Below are 18,011 nucleotides of genomic sequence, written 5' to 3' on the forward strand. Positions count from 1 at the left end.
TATGTTGGTGCGAGCCTTGAAGTGATGGACCGCGATTCCAAGCTGATGCGCGGCAAAAAGCCATTTGTTTTCACCAATTGCAAAACCGGTGAAGGGATTGATGATCTGATGAAGCTCATTCTTGATATGGCTCTGTTTGACGTTAAGCCAGTTCTCGCCACCGAAGCTGCTGGGTAAACTCATGAGCCTACACGAGCGACTAAGCCGACTTGATGCAGCACGTGAGCTGAACTCGTATCAAACCGAGCCAGCACAGATGCGTGCTGCCGGACCGGGGAAAATCGGCGAGTTGCGTCTGGGCTTTTCTATTCGTAACGGTCGCTCTGTGCTGCACGATCTGTATCGTGTGGCACCGCTTCTGGTTCAGCAGGCGCTGTACTGGGATGAGGCGATGCCCGAACTGCCGATTTGCTCAATCATTTCGATTGGCGGCGGCATTTTGCAGGGTGATCGCTACAAGATTGATATTCATGTTGGTGAAGGCGCTTGCGCTCAAGTGACCTCACAGGGCGCAAACCGTGTTCACCAGATGGATGCGAATTATGCCTCGCAATATCAGACGGTGACGGTTGAAGCAGGGGCTTATCTCGAATATCTCCCCGACTTCACCATACCTTATCGCAATTCGCGCTTCATCAATCAGACAGAAATCGTGATCGATGAGAGTGCTACGCTGATCTATGGCGAAATGATGATGACGGGACGCAAGCATCATCATGAAGACGAACGTTTCGGCTTCGATTTGCTCTCCATGCTTGTCTCTGTAAAGCGGCCAAATGGTAAGCGCCTGTTTACGGATAAGGTTCTGATCGAAAAAGGCAATCCGACGATAGAATTTGCGGGCGTCATGCGCGGTTTCGATGCCTTTGCAAATATTGTTTGCGTCACGCCGCCGGATGTTGCTGCACGTATCAAGGAGCGCGTCGAGATCAACTTCAGTACGGATGCACCACGCGCAATTTCTGGCGTATCCATGCTGCCCAACAATGCCGGGCTTATGCTGCGCGCCGTTGGCATTGAAAGCTACGATGTGCGCGCCGAGGTGCGAAATTTCTGGAAAATTGTTCGTGAAGAAGCCCGTGGGCGCACTCTGCCAGAAGAGTTTCTCTGGCGTTAAAAATCGAATACGGCTTCGATTTGATTGAGAGGGGATACTGAGATGGCAGAGAAGAACGTTAGTTTTCCAATCACCTGCCTTCGTGGGGCGGGGCAGGTTTTCTTTATGGAAAACGCTTTTACCGGCGTGATGTTTTTCGCAGCAATCGCCTATGCGTCTTATGCAACCGGCATTTGGGCCACCACGATTGGTGCAGTGATTGGCTTGATCGTTGCCACACTGACTGCTCAGTTGCTCGATTGCGATAAGCCATCCATCAATTCAGGCCTTTTCGGCTTCAACGGCATTCTTGTTGGTGTTGCTCTGCCAACTTTCATTGCCGCCACACCGCAGCTCTGGTTTTATATCATAGTTGGGTCAGCATTAAGCACGGTCATCACGGCCACATTCAGTGCAACGCTGACGAAAAGCTGGGGCATTCCTGGCTCAACTGGTCCATTTGTGCTGACCGGCTGGCTCATGGTTGCCGGCGCTTACTCATTTGGCGCACTGAATGTTACGGGCGATGCTCCAAAACTCGTCTCCGACTATGTTGCGGGTGCAGCGACTATCCCGGCCAATATTGAACTGGTACAAATCTTCTTCCGCAACATTGCGCAGGTGTTTTTGCTCGGCAATGAGGTCAGTGGTGCACTGATCCTGATTGGCATTTTCATCGCTTCACGTCCGGCTGGTATTGCCGCCGCTCTTGGCTCACTAATAGCCATGATCACGGCAATTGGCATGCGCGCTGATCCGGCAACGGTTGTTCAGGGACTTTATGGTTTCAGTCCGGTTCTGACAGCGATTGCAGTGGGTGTGATTTTCCTCAAAACCGATGGAAAAGTCATCGCCTATGCAGTGCTTGCAACCATCGTCACCGTGTTCATTCAGGGGGCCTATGATGTGCTGATGGCCCCAATGGGCTTACCATCCTTTACCGCGCCTTACGTACTCACACTTTATCTGTTTATCGCACCGAAGAAACTCTTCGCACCGCATCCGCATAAGCCGGTCGCCAAGCACATCGTCAGCGATAAGTAATTTTTGAAATTAAGAACCTATGGCTCTGACTTTCAGTTCTGAAGGAAAAAGAACATGCAATCTATAAGTGCTGGCGATACAGCTTTTCTTCTGATTTGTACGGCGCTGGTCTGTATGATGACACCAGCTTTGGCACTATTCTACGGTGGTCTTGTTCGCCAGCGTGATGTGCTGTCGATCATGATACAGAACTTTGTCTGTATGGGCGTGATCGGCCTGATCTGGGTTTTTGGTGGTTTCAGCCTTGCCTTCGGCCCGTCCATAGGCGGTGTCATCGGTGACATCACCACCTATTTTGGCATGTACCATGTGGGTATTGAGCCAAATCCGCAATACGCAGCGAATGTGCCGTTCATTCTGGTGTTTGCTTATCAGATGATGTTCGCCATCATCACACCTGCACTAATGACCGGTGCTTTTGTTGGGCGCTTCAAGTTCGGTGCGTATCTGTTCTTCATCGCTTTCTGGACCATTCTGGTTTACCTGCCAGCAGCCCATTGGGTTTGGGGTGGCGGCTTCCTTGCAAAGCTTGGCGTTGTCGACTTCGCAGGCGGTATCGTCATTCACGCTTCTGCCGGTTTCTCCGCATTGGCAGCTGCCAAATATCTCGGTAAGCGCAAGCTTGCAGCCGGTGAAAAAGAGTCACAGCCTGCGAGTTTGCCACTCGTTGCAATCGGTGCAGGTCTACTCTGGTTCGGTTGGTTCGGCTTTAACGCGGGTGGCGCTTATGCAGCTGATGCGCTGGCAGCTTACGCTTTCACCAACACGATGCTTGCAGGCTCTATCGCTATGCTTGTCTGGATGTTCTGGGAGTGGAAAGAATCGGGCCGTCCGTCTTTCTCCGGCGTTCTGGTTGGTGCAGTCACTGGTCTTGCAACGATCACGCCTGCTGCCGGTTATGTTGAGCCAATGACCGCACTGCTTATCGGTGCAATCGGCGCTTCGGTCTGCTTCAATGCAAAATATGTACAAAAGTGGCTTAAGATCGACGATACGCTGGAAGTCTGGCGCGCGCATGGTGTTGGCGGCATGACAGGTGCGATCCTGATCGGTGTAACGGCCAGCTCCAGCATCAATGCTGTGTCGGCAAGCGCTTATCAGCTCGGCATTCAGGCAATGGCCGTTGCTATCGTCGCGGCTTATGCCTGGATTATCACAATGATCCTGCTCAAAATCCTTGATGCTTTCGGTCATCTGCGCGTGCCGGAAGAAGTGCAGGTCGAAGGTCTGGACGACAATCTCTACGGGGAAAATGCTTTCAGCCTTTGGGGCATGAAAAAGCAGATGGACAAGTAATTCATCGAGCCAGTTATATAAAAGCCCGCATCTGAAAGATGCGGGCTTTTCTTTCAATTTCTCATGTACTTAAAGCAAAATAAAATTCGTATTTTATCAATATATGGATTGCCTCCCCAGAATACCGAAGTAAGATGTTTTTGGAAAAAGATCATACTCCGGGGGTAGAGATGAATTTCAAATCCGTTTCGGTTGCAACCATTGTTGCACTTACCTGTGCAACATCAGCCTATGCCCAGCCCAAGGATACGCTGGTTCTGGCAATTGGTGGTGAGCCGGATAATGGGTTTGATCCCCTCGCAGGCTGGGGTGGTTATGGGAACCCGCTGTTTCAATCGACATTGCTGCGCCGTGATGTGAACCTCGAAACTGCACCTGATTTGGCGACCAGCTGGACACTGTCTGACGACCGAAAGCTCTGGACGATCAAGTTGCGCGATGACGTGAAGTTTTCTGATGGCACATCAGTCACGGCGGAGGATGTTGCCTTTTCATTCAATACGGCTAAAGCATCTGCTAACGCGATTGATCTCAGCGTTATGGAAAAAGCCGAAGCTGTCGATAAAGATACGGTGCAGATTTCGCTCAGCAAGCCGTGGATCACCTTCGTCGAAGCATTCTATACACTCGGCATTGTACCTGCGGCGTCCTATGGTCCTGATTATGGGCGTAAGCCAGTCGGCTCCGGACCCTATAAGTTTGTAGCTTGGAATGAAGGCGAACAGCTTATCGTCGAGCGCAACGACGCTTATTATGGCGACAAAGGACCATTTAAGAAAATCACCTTCCTTTTCACAGGTGAAGCGCCGGGGCTAGCTGCAGCAAATGCTGGCGCTGTCGATATGGTCGCAGTTCCGGCACAGTTAGCCGATGCGGTTCCAAATGGCTTTCAGGCAGTTCCCGTGCAAACCGTTGATAATCGAGGTTTGAGCCTGCCTTTTACAAAGCTGCACGATGTCAATGGCCGCAAAGTCGGAAATGCTGTCACGTCAGACCCTGCCATTCGCAAGGCGATCAATATGGGTATTGATCGCAAGCTGGTTGTCGATGTGGCTCTGCATGGTCATGGCACACCTGCATTCGGCCCTGCTGATGGATTGCCATGGGCAGGGAAAGCCGATCAAATCGATTTTAATCTTGATGGTGCAAAAGCACTTCTCGATGAGGCTGGTTGGATTGCTGGTGACGATGGTATCCGCACAAAAGAAGGTGTGAGAGCTGCTTTTCCAATCAACTATCCTGCGAGTGACGCAACGCGACAAGCATTGGCCGAAACATCCGCTGAACTGTTGCGCCCCCTTGGTATTGAAGCCACGCCGCAAGGTGGAAGCTGGGATGCAATCGGTCGCGTCATGCATTCCGAACCCGTAGTTTTTGGCTTCGGCAGTCACTCGCCTTACCAGCTCTATAGCCTGTTTGCCGAAAAGCTTGGCGGCGTCGAATACATGAACCCAAGCTATTACGCTAATCCGAAGGTTGAGGAGCTTTTTGAGAAAGCGCAGGGCGCTGGCAGCCTTGAAGCGTCAATGTCTTATTGGTCTGAAGCCGCTGATTATTACGGGCTGAAGGGTGATAACTCATGGGCTTGGCTGGTTAATTTCGACCATGTTTATTTCGTCAACAAGTGTCTTGATCTCGGAAAGACGCAAATTGAGCCGCATGGGCACGGTTGGCCGGTTACTGCAACAATTGCCAACTGGCGGTGGACCTGCGAGTGACGGCAAACCTCGCCACTCAGATTTCCTTACGCATTTTACGCCTTTGTGCGCTGGTGATCTGCGTTGCCTTCGCAGTGTTCCTGCTGATGAAGGCTTCGCCGATTGATCCGGTGGATGCGTATCTCGGTCCTGCCATGGCCTATGTTGGGCCAGAACAAAAAATGCAGATTGCCGCTATCTGGGGATTGGATCGCCCAGTCTACGAGCAGTTTTTGCGATGGGTCGGAAATATTCTCAGTGGTGATCTCGGTTTTAGCATCACTTACAATACGTCCGTCGCCGAGGTGATGAGCACGCGTATCGGTGCTTCGCTGACGCTGACCGGTTTAGCGTGGTTGCTTTCCGGAGTTCTCGGCTTTTCTCTCGGGTTGATTTCAGCCGCCTATGAAGGACGCTGGCCTGACCGCATTATTCGGCTTTATTGTTACGTTTTGGCCGCCACGCCAACTTTCTGGCTGGCGATGCTGATGCTGGCTCTGTTCTCAGTAAAACTGGGCTGGACGCCAATATGTTGCGCTGGCCCGATTGGTATTCCTTCCGAAGACGTCACTTTCATAGAGCGCTTGCAGCATTTGATCCTTCCTCTGACGGCATTGACGCTTTTTGGTGTCGCGCAGATCGCTTTGCATTCGCGCACCAAACTGATTGAGGTTCTGCAATCAGACTACATTACTTTTGCGCGTGCACAGGGCGCGCGTCAGGGCGATATCATTCTGCGCCATGGCATTCGCAATTCGGCTCTGCCAGCTTTAACTGTTTTGTTTGCGTCAATCGGTGAAATATTCGGCGGAGCCATTCTTGCAGAGCAGGTTTTCGCCTGGCCTGGCTTGGGGCGCGCTGCCGTGGAAGCAGGTATTCGTGGCGATGTAGCTTTGCTACTAGCAGTCGCCATGTTGACCACGGTTGTGGTCTCAACGGGCAATATGATTGCCGATATACTTTATCGCGTTGTCGATCCAAGATTGAAGGGACAAGCATGAAAGCTTTCCCGCTCAACGGACGCATACGTGCGCTGATCAGCGCCATGTTTGCCCTGGCTATCATTGCCGCTATTTCAATTGGCGCGTGGGCCTATGGCAATATCGGCGTTCGTTCTGACTTTTCCATACGCAATTTGCCGCCATCATTTGCGCATTGGTTTGGTACCGATCAGATGGGGCGCGATATGCTGGCTCGCACGTTGCATGGCCTGACGCTAAGCCTGCGTGTTGGTATTCTAGCAGCTGGATTTTCCGTTATCATCGCACTGATTATCGTGCTGCTATCGGGCCTCGGTAAAGCAGCTGATGCGATTGGCGGCTTTATTACAGATGCGATGCTCGCGATGCCGCATCTGGTGCTGCTTATCCTGATCAGCTTTGCATTGGGTGGTGGAACAGGCGCCGTGATCATCGCCGTTGCGATTTCGCACTGGCCGCGTTTTGCGCGTATTTTGAGAGCTGAGCTTATTCAGGTTCGCGTTGCACCTTTTGTTGAAGCTTCGCGGAGCTTTGGAAAGTCGCGCAGCTTCATCCTGATCAACCACATCCTGCCCCATCTGCTGCCACAGATGCTGGTTGGTTTTCTTCTGATGTTTCCGCACGCCATTTTGCATGAAGCCGGGCTGACATTCTTAGGTTTTGGTCTTGAACCATCCCGTCCCGCTGTCGGAATCATGTTGTCGGAAGCCATGCAGCATATCACTGGGGGCCGTTGGTGGCTCGCTGTCTTTCCGGGGCTTGCACTGTTGATCATGGTGCTGTGCTTCGACTTACTTGCCAATGCATTGCGTCGCCTTATCAGTCCAAAAGAGGCCCATATATGATGCTTGAAATTGATAGTCTTTCTGTTTCATTCCAGCGCTACAATGGCCTGTTCCGTCAGAACCTATTAACGCGATTGTCGGATGTGACGCTCGATATCGCAGCAGGTGAAATCGTTGCGCTGGTCGGGCATTCGGGAGCAGGCAAAAGTCTGCTCGCGCATGCAATTCTTGGGCTACTACCAAAGAATGCCTTAGCAACCGGCGATATTCGCTTCAGCGGCAAACTGCTTGATGAAAACAGTCGCCGCAAATTGAGAGGACGAGAGATCGCTTTGTTGCCACAGCAAACAACATATCTCGACCCAACGGCGAATGTCGGGGCTCTAATCGGCTGGGCAGCAAAGCGGGGCGGAAAGTCATCCAACGTTGAAAAACGTCTGGCTGACGTTGGACTGGATAGCGGCGTTGCTCAACTCTACCCACACCAACTTTCAGGTGGCATGGCTCGACGGGTGCTTATGGCGCAAGCCACCGCGGGCGGCGCAAAGCTCATTATTGCGGATGAGCCAACGGCTGGGCTTGACCCTTCAAATCGAGACATCATTCTGGATAAATTGCGCAAACACGCAAATGAGGGCGGAGCGGCGCTGCTTATTACGCATGATCTTGTACCGGCGCTTTCCTACGCTGATCGTATCGCAGTCTTGAGCGATGGAAAAATCAGTTGTGTGGTGCAAACATCTGCGTTCAATGGAGCAGGGGAGGCGCTTGGGTCTCATTACGCAAGGTCACTCTGGCGTGCATTGCCACAAAATGAATTCAGCGCCTATGCTTGAAGGCAGAAACCTGAGTGCGAGGTTCGGTAAGCGCCTCGTGTTTGAAGGCGTTTCGCTTTCGTTAAAAAGATCTTCTGTTTATTGCATTTCAGGACCGTCCGGTTGCGGGAAAACGACGCTTGGCCGCATTTTTGCAGGTCTGAATAGGCCGTATAAGGGTGAAGTTACCTTAAATGGTTGTGGCTTGATGTCTTCGGAGCGCTGGCCGGTGCAGTATTTGTACCAGTCCCCGCTGTCAGCCATGAATCCAAGGTGGAAGATCAAAAAAATTATTGCTGAATCTGGTGACAGAGACGCAGAAACTGCCCGGATGCTAGGTGTTGATGCTGATTGGGACGATCGCTATCCCCATGAGCTGTCTGGCGGACAATTGCAGCGAGTTTCAATTCTGCGCGCTCTTGGCGCAAAGCCAGATTTTCTGGTTGCCGATGAAATTACCTCAGCGCTTGATCCGATTGCGCAAGCACAGATATGGCATCTCCTAATGGGCCTTACCCAAAAATATGAATTAGGCATTGTTGCTATCAGCCATGACACAAGCCTGCTCTCCAGAATTGGGGATGCAAACAATCATTTCAGACTGGGGCCTTGAGCTAGAAAAAGTAAAGCCGGGAAAAATCCCGGCTTTATGGTCATGGGAAACTAAATAGGCAGCCTCTGCTTGACCAAAGTCGTCCAGTAAGAGCAGCCCCAGGCAATGACATCGTCGTTGAAGTCATATTTTGGGTGATGCAGGTTGGCGCTTGGCCCGTTGCCGATATTGATCATCGCGCCCGGTACTTCGTTGAGCATGAACGCAAAGTCTTCGCCACCGAGCGTCGCTGGCATATCGCGGGTAACCCGATCAGCACCGGAAACAGCTTCTGCGGCAAGCGCTGCCAGTTCCGTTTCATGTTCGTGATTGACGGTCACCGGATAATTGCGCTGATAGTCGAGGGTCGCCTTTGCGCCAAAAGCATCAGCAATGCCTTGTACCGCGCGTGTCAGCTTTTCTTCGACAAGGTTGCGGACTTCTTCACGCAATGTACGCACGGTTCCGGTCAGTTTGATCGACTGTGGAATGACGTTAAACGCATCGCCACCATGAATAGTGGTGATCGAAATCACCGCAGAATCGAGCGGATCGATGGTACGCGCTGTTAGCGTTTGGATTGCCTGAATGAGCGCTGCCGTTACAGGGATCGGATCAATTGTATGGTGCGGCGAGGCTGCATGTCCACCGACACCGTCGATTGTAATATCCAGCACATCGACCGAACCCATGATCGGGCCGGAATTGATCGTGAAGTTGCCAACTTCGAGGTTGGGGCGGTTGTGCATGCCGTAAACTTCATTGACCGGCCAGCGCTTGAAAAGGCCATCGTCGATCATAGCTTTTGCACCAGCACCACCTTCTTCGGCAGGCTGGAAGATGACGATGACTGTACCATCGAAAGCTCGGCTTTTTACCAGTTCGCGAGCCGCGCCCAAAAGCATGGTTGTATGGCCATCATGGCCGCAGGCATGCATCTTGCCCGGCACTTTGGATGACCATGCTGCGCCAGTTTCTTCGAGGATCGGCAAGGCGTCCATGTCAGCACGCAGAGCAATTGCGCGGCCCGACTTGTTGGTCTGGCCACGAATGACGCCGACAACGCCTGTGCGGCCAATGCCTGTTACGACTTCATCAAGACCGGCAGCGCGCAAAGCTTCTGCCACCTTTTCAGCGGTGCGATTGACGTCATAAAGGAGTTCCGGGTTTTCATGCAGATCACGGCGGAAGGCGATAAGTTCGTCAAGCTGGTTCGAAGTCCAGTTTTCAACCGGCATTTCAGGCTCCTTGTTCCTGTGTCTCAAGGCTGTAACGGAAGTCACAATGGCTAGCGCCCTTCATGATCGTCTGGGTGCGTTCCAGTTTCATTTCGGGGTTGTAGCCGATGCAGAAATCACCATCGCGATTACACGAGAGCAGATGCCCGATATGGCCAAGCCCCATGTCGCGATACATTTCCGAATAGCGGCAACGCTTCACATTGAAATCGAAATGATCTTTGCCCTGTGAAAGAACTTCGATTTCGAGCGCATTGTCTTTTGTCCAGAGCGGCAGAATATCGGCAAAGTCCTGCAAGTCTGGGGTGCGACCCAGCTCTTCCGCAAACACTTTACCCTGATCAATCGCCGAGCGTGTTACCGCTTCGCCGATAGCTGCCTGAGCTTCTTCTTCGCCTGACCGCTCACGAAGAACCTCATAGACATTTTTGAGAACGAGAGCCTCGATGCGGCGTCGTTCGAGAATTGGCAATTGATTCATGGATCTACCTTTCACATGAATGTTCGACAGTCTGACTTACAAATTCGGTTCCGTGAGATCTTTGCGCCGTAGCCATGCGAGATAGAAAGGCGCAATCTTTCGAGCAATTGAGTGGAACGGCAGTGGTGCTGGCTCTGAAACCGGAAGTGCGAGTTCTTGCAGAGGCTCGCCATCAAGCGCACGGGCAAATTCCCGGCCCATTGCAGTGCCGAGCGCAACGCCACGACCATTACAGCCGATCCATGCCCAACCGTTTGTTCCAAGCTGATGAACACGTGGGAAGCGATCCCATGTCATGCCGATGTAGCCGCTCCAGACATGCGTCATTTCCGGCTGACCAAGTGCAGGAAATGCTTCTGCCAGATTGCGCGCAGCCTTATGCTTCACGCGTTCTGCAACATTGTAGTTGCCCATAACCACGCCGCCGGTGATGAGACGATTACGCGCGTCGTAACGGAAAAAGCGAAGATCGCCCCGCGTATCGGAAACAGCCTGACGACCCGGAAGGATCATCGCGCGGAGATTATCACTCAGTGGCGCTGTTGCCATTTGCCATGACAATACCGGCACGATTGTACGTGCCAGACGTGGGGCAAGGCTTTCTTTTATTTCGCCGGTATAGGCGTTGGTCGCAAGCAGAAAACCTTTTGCACGAACGGTTGCGCTTCCAGTGCGTACTTCCCAATGATCGCCCTTACGTTCAAAAGAAGTAACCGGACTTTGCTCATGAATGATCGCGCCATGACGCTCGGCAGCAACTGCAAGACCGCGCGCTAAGGCCAGCGGGTTGATATGGCCACCTGTCGGGTTGAACATGCCGCCATACCAGAAATCACTGCCCAAGAGCTTTGATGTGGATGCGCTATCGAGATATTCTGCAGGGAAACCAAAACGCTTCCATGCTTCGACGCGTGCTTGAGAAAGCTTAACGCGGCCCGGAGAATGTGCTGGCTGAAACCAGCCCGTCTGTTCGGCTTCTGCTTCAATTTTCTCATCGCGAACAATAGAGAATAGCGTGTCAGCGCTGTTGCCAATCAGCTTTGCAAAGCGCTCACCGGCATCACCATAGCGTTTGGCAATAGCATCGGGTTCAGCCGCTGTCATGGTTGGAATGACTTGTCCGTTGTTACGACCCGATGCACCCCAGCCAACAGCATTGGCTTCAAGCAGGATAACCCGCTTGCCCTGCTTCGCGAGATGCAGTGCTGCCGAAAGACCTGTGAAACCGCCGCCGACAATTGCAACATCTGCTTCTGTGTCGCTGCTCAATGGCGCAGCGGGTATGCGGGACGGTGCGGTTGCAGCCCAGATGGATGGAGGGAACTGGATGTTTTGCATATTATCAGCCGTTTTCATTCTACGCTGTCTAAGCGGGGTGGCGTCCAATCTTTGCCGGGAATGGAAGCAAGCAGACGCTGGGTATATTCATGTTGCGGATTGGCGAAGACATCTGCCGTCTCCCCTGCTTCAGCAATTTCGCCTTTCGACATAACGATAATGCGGTCGCAAAGCTGGGCAGCAACACGCAGGTCGTGTGTTACAAAGAGCAGCGAAAGGTTCAGCCGTTCGCGCAGGTCAGCCAGCAGTCGCAGAACCTGTGCCTGAACCGATACGTCGAGCGCCGAAACCGGCTCGTCAGCCACGATAATCCGCGGCTCAAGGGCAAGTGCGCGCGCGATACCGATACGCTGACGCTGGCCACCCGAAAACTCGTGCGGAAAGCGATCTGCGGCTGCTGGAGATAGCTCAACCAGTTCAAGCAGTTCACGCGCCTTGGCATGAGCTTGCTTTTTCGGCACGCCGTGGACAATCGGGCCTTGCGCAATGAGATCTACAACGCGGCGGCGCGGGTTGAGCGACGCCATAGGGTCTTGGAAGACCATCTGAATGTCTTTGCGCATAGAGCGCACTTCACGTGCACTCGCGCTTAGAAAGTCGCGGCCATTCACGTCGACCTTGCCACTATCGGCTTCGAGAAGGCGTGTGACGATCCGCGAAACTGTTGTCTTGCCTGATCCGCTTTCGCCAACAACGCCAAGCGTTTCGCCTTGACGCAGTATAAAAGACAGGTCTTTGACCGCAGGAACGGCACTGCGCTTGCCACTGAAAAGTCCGCCTTGCGCTTTGAATGTCTTACGCAGGTTCTCAGCTTTGAGAATGATGGGCTGACTTTCAACGGATGCTTTGATCGCTGGGGGCGTTAAGGCTGGAACGGATGCGATCAGCGCTTTCGTGTAAGGATGCTGAGGGTGGTTGAGTACCTCATTGGCTGGGCCTTCTTCAACCAGCTCTCCAAGCCGTAAGACCGCAACGCGATCGGCAATTTCTGCCACCACACCAAAATCATGGGTAATGAAAAGAATGCCGGTGTTATGTTCGCGTTGTAGATCGCGGATGAGCTTAAGGATTTGCGCCTGTGTCGTGACATCAAGTGCAGTCGTTGGTTCATCTGCTATGATCAGGCGGGGCTTCAAAATCAGCGCCATCGCGATCATGACGCGCTGGCGCTGGCCACCGGAGATCTGATGGGGATAGGCATTATAGGCTGACTCTGGATCAGGAATCTTGACCTCGTTCAGCATATCGATAACCGCAGCGTGCCGTTCTTTGCGGCTGAGCTTGGTATGCAACCGCAGCACTTCGTCGATCTGCCAGCCAACCGTTTTCTGCGGATTAAGCGCAGTCATTGGCTCCTGAAAAATCATGCCGATGCGGTTGCCGCGCAGCTTCTTCATGTCCGTTTCGCTGAGCGAATAAAGGTCAGTGCCTTCAAGCCTGATTTTGCCGTTGGTTACCCGCACATGTGGTTCGGGCAGCAAGCGCATGATAGCGCCAGCCGAAAGCGATTTGCCGGAACCACTTTCGCCCACAAGGCAGACAATCTCACCCGGCTTGATGCTCAGTGTCAGGTCTTGCAAGGCAAAAGGACGGTCGGCACCTTTGGGCAAAGCAATTTGCAGGTTCTGGATTTCGAGAACGGGAGCCGCAGTCATTTCTTTTTCTGCCTTGGATTGAGCGCGTCGTTCAGGCCTTCGCCAAGCAGGCTGAAGGAAAGCACGGTGAGCAGAATAGCGATGCCGGGAATAACCGAGCAGAACCAGTCGGTACGTAGCACCGCACGACCCTGACCAATCATATTGCCCCAGCTTGCATAGTTGGGATCGCCAAGACCGAGGAACGCGAGCGCACTTTCCATCAGGATAGATGTGGCCATCACAACAGATGCGAAGACGACGACTGGAGGCAGCGCATTTGGCAAAATTTCACGGAAGATAATCGATAGATTGCCAACGCCGAGATTGCGTGCTGCATCGACAAATTCGCGTTTGCGCAGTGCGAGGAACTCGGCACGGACCATGCGTGCTGGTGCCGTCCACGAAACAATGCCGATGCAGATGATGATGTTTTCGATTGAAGAGCCGAAAATCGCAACCAATGCCAGCAACAGCACAAAGCTTGGAATGGTCTGGAATGCCTCGGTGACGCGCATCAGCGTGTCATCAATCCAGCCGCCATAATAGCCAGCCAACGCACCGATGATAATTCCGATGGCTATTGAGATCATGGTGGCGACGACGCCAATCAGCAGCGAAATGCGCGCGCCATGGAAGATGCCGGCCATAATATCACGGCCAAGCTGGTCTGTGCCGAGCGGCGTTGCGGCATTTACGAATGGCCATGTCAGAGGATTGCCAGCACGGCGCAGAGGATCGCCGGGTGCAATGACGTCGGCAAAAACGGCTATTAGCACGACGGCAATAAAGAGAATAAGCCCCAGCACGGCAGCGCGGTTTCGGCTGAAACGTTGCCACAAGACGCGGGTGCGGGAAGCCTGAGGGCGAGGGAGGGAGACGTCCTGAATTGTCATGACAGTTCGATCCTGGAATCAAGCCGCGCATAGATAAGATCGGTAATGAAGTTCACGATCACTACCAGTATCGAGCACAGAAAGATGATGCCCATCAAAGTGTTGAGGTCGCGCTTGATGACCGATGTGTACGCAAGTTGGCCAAGGCCGGGTAGTGAGAAAATCGTCTCAATCACCACCGAACCGCCAAGCACAGTCGAGAACTGAAGCCCCAGTAGCGTCACAACCGGGAGGAATGCATTGCGCATAATATGATGGAACATCAGGCGCGCACCGCTTGCGCCTTTTGCGCGGGCTGTACGCACATAATCAAGGTCTTCAACTTCCAGAACGCTTGTCCGCATCAGGCGCATATAGAAGGCAACGTAGATGAGTGAGAGGGCTGTTGTCGGCATCACGAGATGCACAGCAATGTCCCAGACGTTTTTCCAACCTGAGTAAAAACCGCCAATAGTCTTGTAACCGCCCACCGGCAACCAACCGAGTTTGACCGAGAAAACAAACATCAGAATGAGGCTTAGGAAGAAGCTTGGCATCGCATAGCAAATGAGGCCGAGTGTCGAGATCGCATTGTCTGTCAGCGAGTAAGCCCGGCGTGCCGCAAAGGCGCCAAGCGCAATACCGAAAACAAATGCAACCGTGAGCGAGGACAACATCAGCAACAGTGTCGGCACCAGACGGTTCAGCAGAACATCAAGCACAGGCTGTTCATAGACATAGGACCAACCAAAATCGAACTGTGCGAGCTTGGTCATATAAAGCCACAGCTGCACCCAGACTTGCTGATCGAGGCCATATTCCGCACGCAAATTTGCAACGAATTGTGGATCGGCACCACCCATATCACCAACAAGAGCGTCGACGGTGTCGCCGGGCGCAAGTTTGATCAGGAGGAACGAGCCGACCATTATAAGGAGAATGACGGGTATTGCCTGTAAGATGCGCCGAAGCGCAAAACTCAGGATCGGGGGCAAGGACATTGCGGGCTATCCTGCAAAGATATTTGAAGCAGTTTTATTGTGGAACGCGGAGGGCTGCTGCCGGGGTTCCGGCAACAGCCTGATCGTGATTATTGATCAATCCAGAGATCATACCAGCTTGAAGAATCCCAACGTGGTGTGTTGTGATGGTTCTTCAGTGCCTTGTTGGTCACGCCGACGAACGGATGTTCGATTGCGAAGATGACCGGCAGATCCTGCATCTCAAGCTTCTGAATCTGGTGATAGAGTTCAGCACGCTTTGCTGTATCAAGTTCTGATGCAGCCTGATCAATCAGCTTGTCCATTTCGTCCGACTTGTAATCAAACTGGTTTGACCATGCCGTACCAACCGGAGCACCTGAACGCAGCCACACGGTTGTCGAAACAGCCGGATCGGAGCGGAACTGGTGCCAGCCGCTAGCCGTATCAAAGTCGTGATCGCGATAAACACCATTCAGGAAGCCTGGTGCGTCATTGGTCACGATTTCAACGTCGATGCCGACTTCTTTCATCGCCTGAGCGTAGTATTCAGCCCAAAGCTGGGTATATTCACCCCATGGAGCAGGACGGTGGCGCAACTTGAAGCGGATGCCGTCTGGGCCAGCTTTATAACCGGCTTCGTCGAGCAATTGCTTGGCTTTTTCAACGTCATATGGATAGGTCTGAACGTCGTCCGTATAGTTGATGCCGCCCGAGCTTGGGATAGGACCACGGCCCGGCTTAGCATAGCCGCGCATGATGCTTTTGATCGCAAAATCAATATCAAGTGCGTGGTATATAGCCTGACGCACTTTTAGATTTGCGAGGATCGGGTTACGCAGATTGAATTCAACAGTCGAATGCGCGACGTTGTTTTCAAAACCCTTCGTGCCGGTATCGAAGCGACCATCTTTCTGAAGGCGTTCGGTATCAGACATGGAAATGCCGTTGAAAGCAGTTTCCATCATTTCGCCTGACTCAAGTGCCGCAGCAGCCGCAGCCTTATCTGGCATAAAGCGCCAGATCACACGGTCGAGATATGGGTATTCTTTGCCGCGCCAGTAATCATTATTACGTTCGGCAATGATGTGCTGACCGCGCTCATATTCAACGAACTTGAATGGTCCGGTGCCGACAGGAGCCGAATTATACTTGTTCTTGAGAATATCGGTGCCTTCATAGAGATGTTTTGGCACTGGATGGCCGAGATCCGGCATCGCAGCAACGAGCAGCTCCAGCGGCATTGGCTTAGAATAGTTGAACACTGCCGTATGAGGATCAGTACAATCGACCGACTCCAGATTTGCCTGAAGTGTCGTTGAATAGTTCAGCAGCTTCTTCCAAAGGTTCATCGCGCTATACGATACGTCATCGCAGGTGAACGGCTGACCATCATGCCAGCGCACATTTTCGCGCAGCTTGAAGGTGATCGCCTTACCGTCCTCTGACGATGTCCAGCTCGTTGCCAGCACTGGCACATAGCCTTCATAAGTACGGTCGATCAATGGCTCCATGATGCGACCAGTAATCTGGTAAACGCCTGTGGATGCGCGCAACGCAGGATTGAGGACACCCTGCTCGGTGTTCATGTGTACAATGACCGAGCCGCCGCGCTTCACTTCTTCGGCGTGGGAGGACGCCGACGCGAGTGAAAAAGCGGCGAGAAACAGGCCAAGGCCGGCTTTTCTGATATGCATTCTCTGTTCCCCTGAAGGACGTTGAGGGAGGGCTTTCAAGCCTCTTTTCCCGCAATGCCCAATATTGTTCAAGCCCTTGAAACTGCTCAAAAAGCTGCTTCAAAGTGCAAATAATTCATGCAAGCACTGCTATGCTAGAATTTGCTACGATATTGTCAAGATAAACTAATATTCATGCCAATATTGGTAAAATATACCGGATAAGGGGTGTTAATAAGTTTCAATTTTCTGCATTTCCAACGGGTGAAATTGCTAATTGGTAGCTTTCAAAGTCGTTTCTGCGAAAAATAATCCTAATTTTCTCAAAAAATTGAAGCGTAAAAGCTCGGCTCAATAACAATTCTGTCTTTGTTAGCTTGAACTTGAAAACTCCTCGTGCACTATCTCACCCCGAATAGCCCATCCCTATAGCGAAACTCGAATAGCTGAATAGATCAAGCGAAAGGAACTCTTTGCATGTCTCATCCCGTTAAAGGTGTCGATCACGTTTTTCTTCTGGTCAACGATCTGGATAAAAGTGCTGAGCAATATCGACGCCTTGGTTTCACGCTTAGTCCTCGCGGACTTCACAGCAAGGAAAAGGGGACAGGCAATTACACAATCATGTTCCCGGATGACTATTTTGAACTTCTCGGCATTGTCGCTGAAACAGAAGGTAACCTGCATCAGCGCGAGAGGCTGAGCGCGCAAGGCGAGGGACTGCATGCGATTGCATGCCGTATCGAAAACGCGCAGCAGGCGAAGTCAGAACTCGCTGCATTAGGCATCCAAACAGGTGAAGTGGGCAAGTTCTCTCGTCCCGTAGAGTTGCCAAATGGCAGCGAAGGTGTCGCAGCATTTGAGACGGTTTCGTTTGCTGAGAGTGAAGTGCCACAGGGTATGGTCTTTATGTGTCAGCATAAGACGCGCGATACCGTTTGGGTGCCTGAATTGCTTGAGCATGCGAATGGCGCGAATGGCCTGGCAGCAATTATCGCAATTTCCGCGGATCCGGCAAAATCCGCCGAAGGCTTTGCGAAACTCTACGCTGATGGATCGTCAACACATATAGATGGCGGATGGCGCGTTGTGACGGGAGAAAACTCTGCAGAACTGCTCATCTATGATCGTAGTTATGCAGAAAACAAATATGGTGCGGCTTGGTTGGATAAAACATCAATTCAAGCATTTTCTGGATTGCGCATCCATGTTGGGTCACTTGATAAAGTGCGCACAGTCCTTGATGAAAACAACGTAACTTATACTAATGCTGTGAATGGTATCATCGTCTCTCCCGATGATGCCAACGGCACAATTCTTGAATTTGTTAGTTAAATGTTTTTGCAGCCCCCGAAGGATGAGGTTCGTTTTGTCGGGGGCTCTTTAACCGCTTCGAAAGTTAAAAAGTCCAACTATCGTTTTTTGCTTATAATTCATTGCTAGTTTTAATTTTGGTGTTTAATTCTTTTAGCGAAGGTTTCTGC

General features: G+C 52.1%; 16 protein-coding genes. 9 read left to right on the forward strand and 7 right to left on the reverse strand.

The window, feature by feature from the left end; genetic code table 11:
* Positions 1-181 precede the first annotated feature (181 nt).
* The 8 genes from J2782_RS07775 to J2782_RS07810 all read left to right on the forward strand — a co-directional run bounded on the left by J2782_RS07775 (position 182) and on the right by J2782_RS07810 (position 8,326).
* Positions 182-1,117 (forward strand): urease accessory protein UreD, encoded by a 936-nt coding sequence (locus J2782_RS07775; protein ID WP_310011141.1) that lies wholly within the window; start codon positions 182-184, stop codon positions 1,115-1,117.
* A 42-nt stretch (positions 1,118-1,159) separates the two neighbouring features.
* Positions 1,160-2,140, forward strand: coding sequence for an urea transporter (gene yut / locus J2782_RS07780; protein ID WP_310011142.1), 981 nt, complete (start codon positions 1,160-1,162; stop codon positions 2,138-2,140).
* A gap of 54 nt (positions 2,141-2,194) precedes the next feature.
* The gene (locus J2782_RS07785; RefSeq protein ID WP_310011143.1) at positions 2,195-3,436 is read left to right on the forward strand and encodes an ammonium transporter; all 1,242 of its coding nucleotides are present in this window, start codon (positions 2,195-2,197) and stop codon (positions 3,434-3,436) included.
* Between the two features lie 170 nt (positions 3,437-3,606).
* Positions 3,607-5,154 carry an ABC transporter substrate-binding protein gene (locus tag J2782_RS07790; protein WP_310011145.1) on the forward strand — a complete coding sequence of 516 codons (1,548 nt, stop codon included), beginning with the start codon at positions 3,607-3,609 and terminating at the stop codon, positions 5,152-5,154.
* The gene (locus tag J2782_RS07795; protein WP_310011147.1) at positions 5,151-6,134 is read left to right on the forward strand and encodes an ABC transporter permease; all 984 of its coding nucleotides are present in this window, start codon (positions 5,151-5,153) and stop codon (positions 6,132-6,134) included. The genes J2782_RS07790 and J2782_RS07795 overlap by 4 nt, the downstream gene beginning before the upstream one ends.
* Positions 6,131-6,958, forward strand: coding sequence for an ABC transporter permease (locus tag J2782_RS07800; protein WP_310011148.1), 828 nt, complete (start codon positions 6,131-6,133; stop codon positions 6,956-6,958). Before J2782_RS07795 ends, J2782_RS07800 begins: the two co-directional genes overlap by 4 nt.
* Complete coding sequence (locus J2782_RS07805) at positions 6,955-7,734, forward strand: ATP-binding cassette domain-containing protein (protein ID WP_310011151.1); 780 nt, start codon at positions 6,955-6,957, stop codon at positions 7,732-7,734. Before J2782_RS07800 ends, J2782_RS07805 begins: the two co-directional genes overlap by 4 nt.
* A complete protein-coding gene (locus J2782_RS07810) occupies positions 7,712-8,326 on the forward strand; it encodes an ABC transporter ATP-binding protein (RefSeq protein WP_310011153.1) in 615 nt (204 codons plus the stop codon). Before J2782_RS07805 ends, J2782_RS07810 begins: the two co-directional genes overlap by 23 nt.
* 50 nt (positions 8,327-8,376) lie before the next feature.
* Here J2782_RS07810 and J2782_RS07815 read toward each other — a convergent pair whose 3' ends face one another.
* From J2782_RS07815 to J2782_RS07845, 7 genes are all read right to left on the reverse strand, one after another.
* Positions 8,377-9,543, reverse strand: a complete 1,167-nt coding sequence (locus J2782_RS07815; protein ID WP_310011155.1) for a M20 aminoacylase family protein — start codon at positions 9,541-9,543, stop codon at positions 8,377-8,379.
* Between the two features lies 1 nt (position 9,544).
* Positions 9,545-10,024, reverse strand: coding sequence for an L-2-amino-thiazoline-4-carboxylic acid hydrolase (locus tag J2782_RS07820; protein WP_310011157.1), 480 nt, complete (start codon positions 10,022-10,024; stop codon positions 9,545-9,547).
* Positions 10,025-10,060: 36 nt separating this feature from the next.
* Positions 10,061-11,362, reverse strand: coding sequence for an NAD(P)/FAD-dependent oxidoreductase (locus J2782_RS07825; protein ID WP_310012267.1), 1,302 nt, complete (start codon positions 11,360-11,362; stop codon positions 10,061-10,063).
* A gap of 14 nt (positions 11,363-11,376) precedes the next feature.
* Positions 11,377-13,017, reverse strand: coding sequence for an ABC transporter ATP-binding protein (locus J2782_RS07830; RefSeq protein WP_310011160.1), 1,641 nt, complete (start codon positions 13,015-13,017; stop codon positions 11,377-11,379).
* A complete protein-coding gene (locus tag J2782_RS07835; RefSeq protein ID WP_250042505.1) occupies positions 13,014-13,892 on the reverse strand; it encodes an ABC transporter permease in 879 nt (292 codons plus the stop codon). Before J2782_RS07835 ends, J2782_RS07830 begins: the two co-directional genes overlap by 4 nt.
* A complete protein-coding gene (locus J2782_RS07840; RefSeq protein WP_250042503.1) occupies positions 13,889-14,872 on the reverse strand; it encodes an ABC transporter permease in 984 nt (327 codons plus the stop codon). The genes J2782_RS07835 and J2782_RS07840 overlap by 4 nt, the downstream gene beginning before the upstream one ends.
* 89 nt (positions 14,873-14,961) lie before the next feature.
* Positions 14,962-16,548: an ABC transporter substrate-binding protein gene (locus tag J2782_RS07845; protein ID WP_310011163.1), complete on the reverse strand. Its 1,587-nt coding sequence runs from the start codon at positions 16,546-16,548 to the stop codon at positions 14,962-14,964.
* A gap of 456 nt (positions 16,549-17,004) precedes the next feature.
* Here J2782_RS07845 and J2782_RS07850 point away from each other — a divergent pair, with 456 nt between their 5' ends.
* Positions 17,005-17,862: a VOC family protein gene (locus J2782_RS07850; protein WP_310011165.1), complete on the forward strand. Its 858-nt coding sequence runs from the start codon at positions 17,005-17,007 to the stop codon at positions 17,860-17,862.
* The last annotated feature ends 149 nt before the right edge of the window (positions 17,863-18,011 follow it).

This window comes from Brucella pseudogrignonensis, from assembly GCF_031454375.1.
In the GTDB taxonomy this organism is placed as follows: Bacteria; Pseudomonadota; Alphaproteobacteria; order Rhizobiales; family Rhizobiaceae; genus Brucella; species Brucella pseudogrignonensis_A.

Bases quoted from the DNA above. Each gene is read 5' to 3' on its own strand.
- J2782_RS07775 (WP_310011141.1), top strand. From the start codon at position 182: ATGAGCCTACACGAGCGACTAAGCCGACTTGATGCAGCACGTGAGCTG.
- yut (WP_310011142.1), top strand. From the start codon at position 1,160: ATGGCAGAGAAGAACGTTAGTTTTCCAATCACCTGCCTTCGTGGGGCG.
- J2782_RS07785 (WP_310011143.1), top strand. From the start codon at position 2,195: ATGCAATCTATAAGTGCTGGCGATACAGCTTTTCTTCTGATTTGTACG.
- J2782_RS07790 (WP_310011145.1), top strand. From the start codon at position 3,607: ATGAATTTCAAATCCGTTTCGGTTGCAACCATTGTTGCACTTACCTGT.
- J2782_RS07800 (WP_310011148.1), top strand. From the start codon at position 6,131: ATGAAAGCTTTCCCGCTCAACGGACGCATACGTGCGCTGATCAGCGCC.
- J2782_RS07805 (WP_310011151.1), top strand. From the start codon at position 6,955: ATGATGCTTGAAATTGATAGTCTTTCTGTTTCATTCCAGCGCTACAAT.
- J2782_RS07810 (WP_310011153.1), top strand. From the start codon at position 7,712: ATGAATTCAGCGCCTATGCTTGAAGGCAGAAACCTGAGTGCGAGGTTC.
- J2782_RS07815 (WP_310011155.1), bottom strand. From the start codon at position 9,543: ATGCCGGTTGAAAACTGGACTTCGAACCAGCTTGACGAACTTATCGCC.
- J2782_RS07820 (WP_310011157.1), bottom strand. From the start codon at position 10,024: ATGAATCAATTGCCAATTCTCGAACGACGCCGCATCGAGGCTCTCGTT.
- J2782_RS07825 (WP_310012267.1), bottom strand. From the start codon at position 11,362: ATGCAAAACATCCAGTTCCCTCCATCCATCTGGGCTGCAACCGCACCG.
- J2782_RS07830 (WP_310011160.1), bottom strand. From the start codon at position 13,017: ATGACTGCGGCTCCCGTTCTCGAAATCCAGAACCTGCAAATTGCTTTG.
- J2782_RS07835 (WP_250042505.1), bottom strand. From the start codon at position 13,892: ATGACAATTCAGGACGTCTCCCTCCCTCGCCCTCAGGCTTCCCGCACC.
- J2782_RS07840 (WP_250042503.1), bottom strand. From the start codon at position 14,872: ATGTCCTTGCCCCCGATCCTGAGTTTTGCGCTTCGGCGCATCTTACAG.
- J2782_RS07845 (WP_310011163.1), bottom strand. From the start codon at position 16,548: ATGCATATCAGAAAAGCCGGCCTTGGCCTGTTTCTCGCCGCTTTTTCA.
- J2782_RS07850 (WP_310011165.1), top strand. From the start codon at position 17,005: ATGTCTCATCCCGTTAAAGGTGTCGATCACGTTTTTCTTCTGGTCAAC.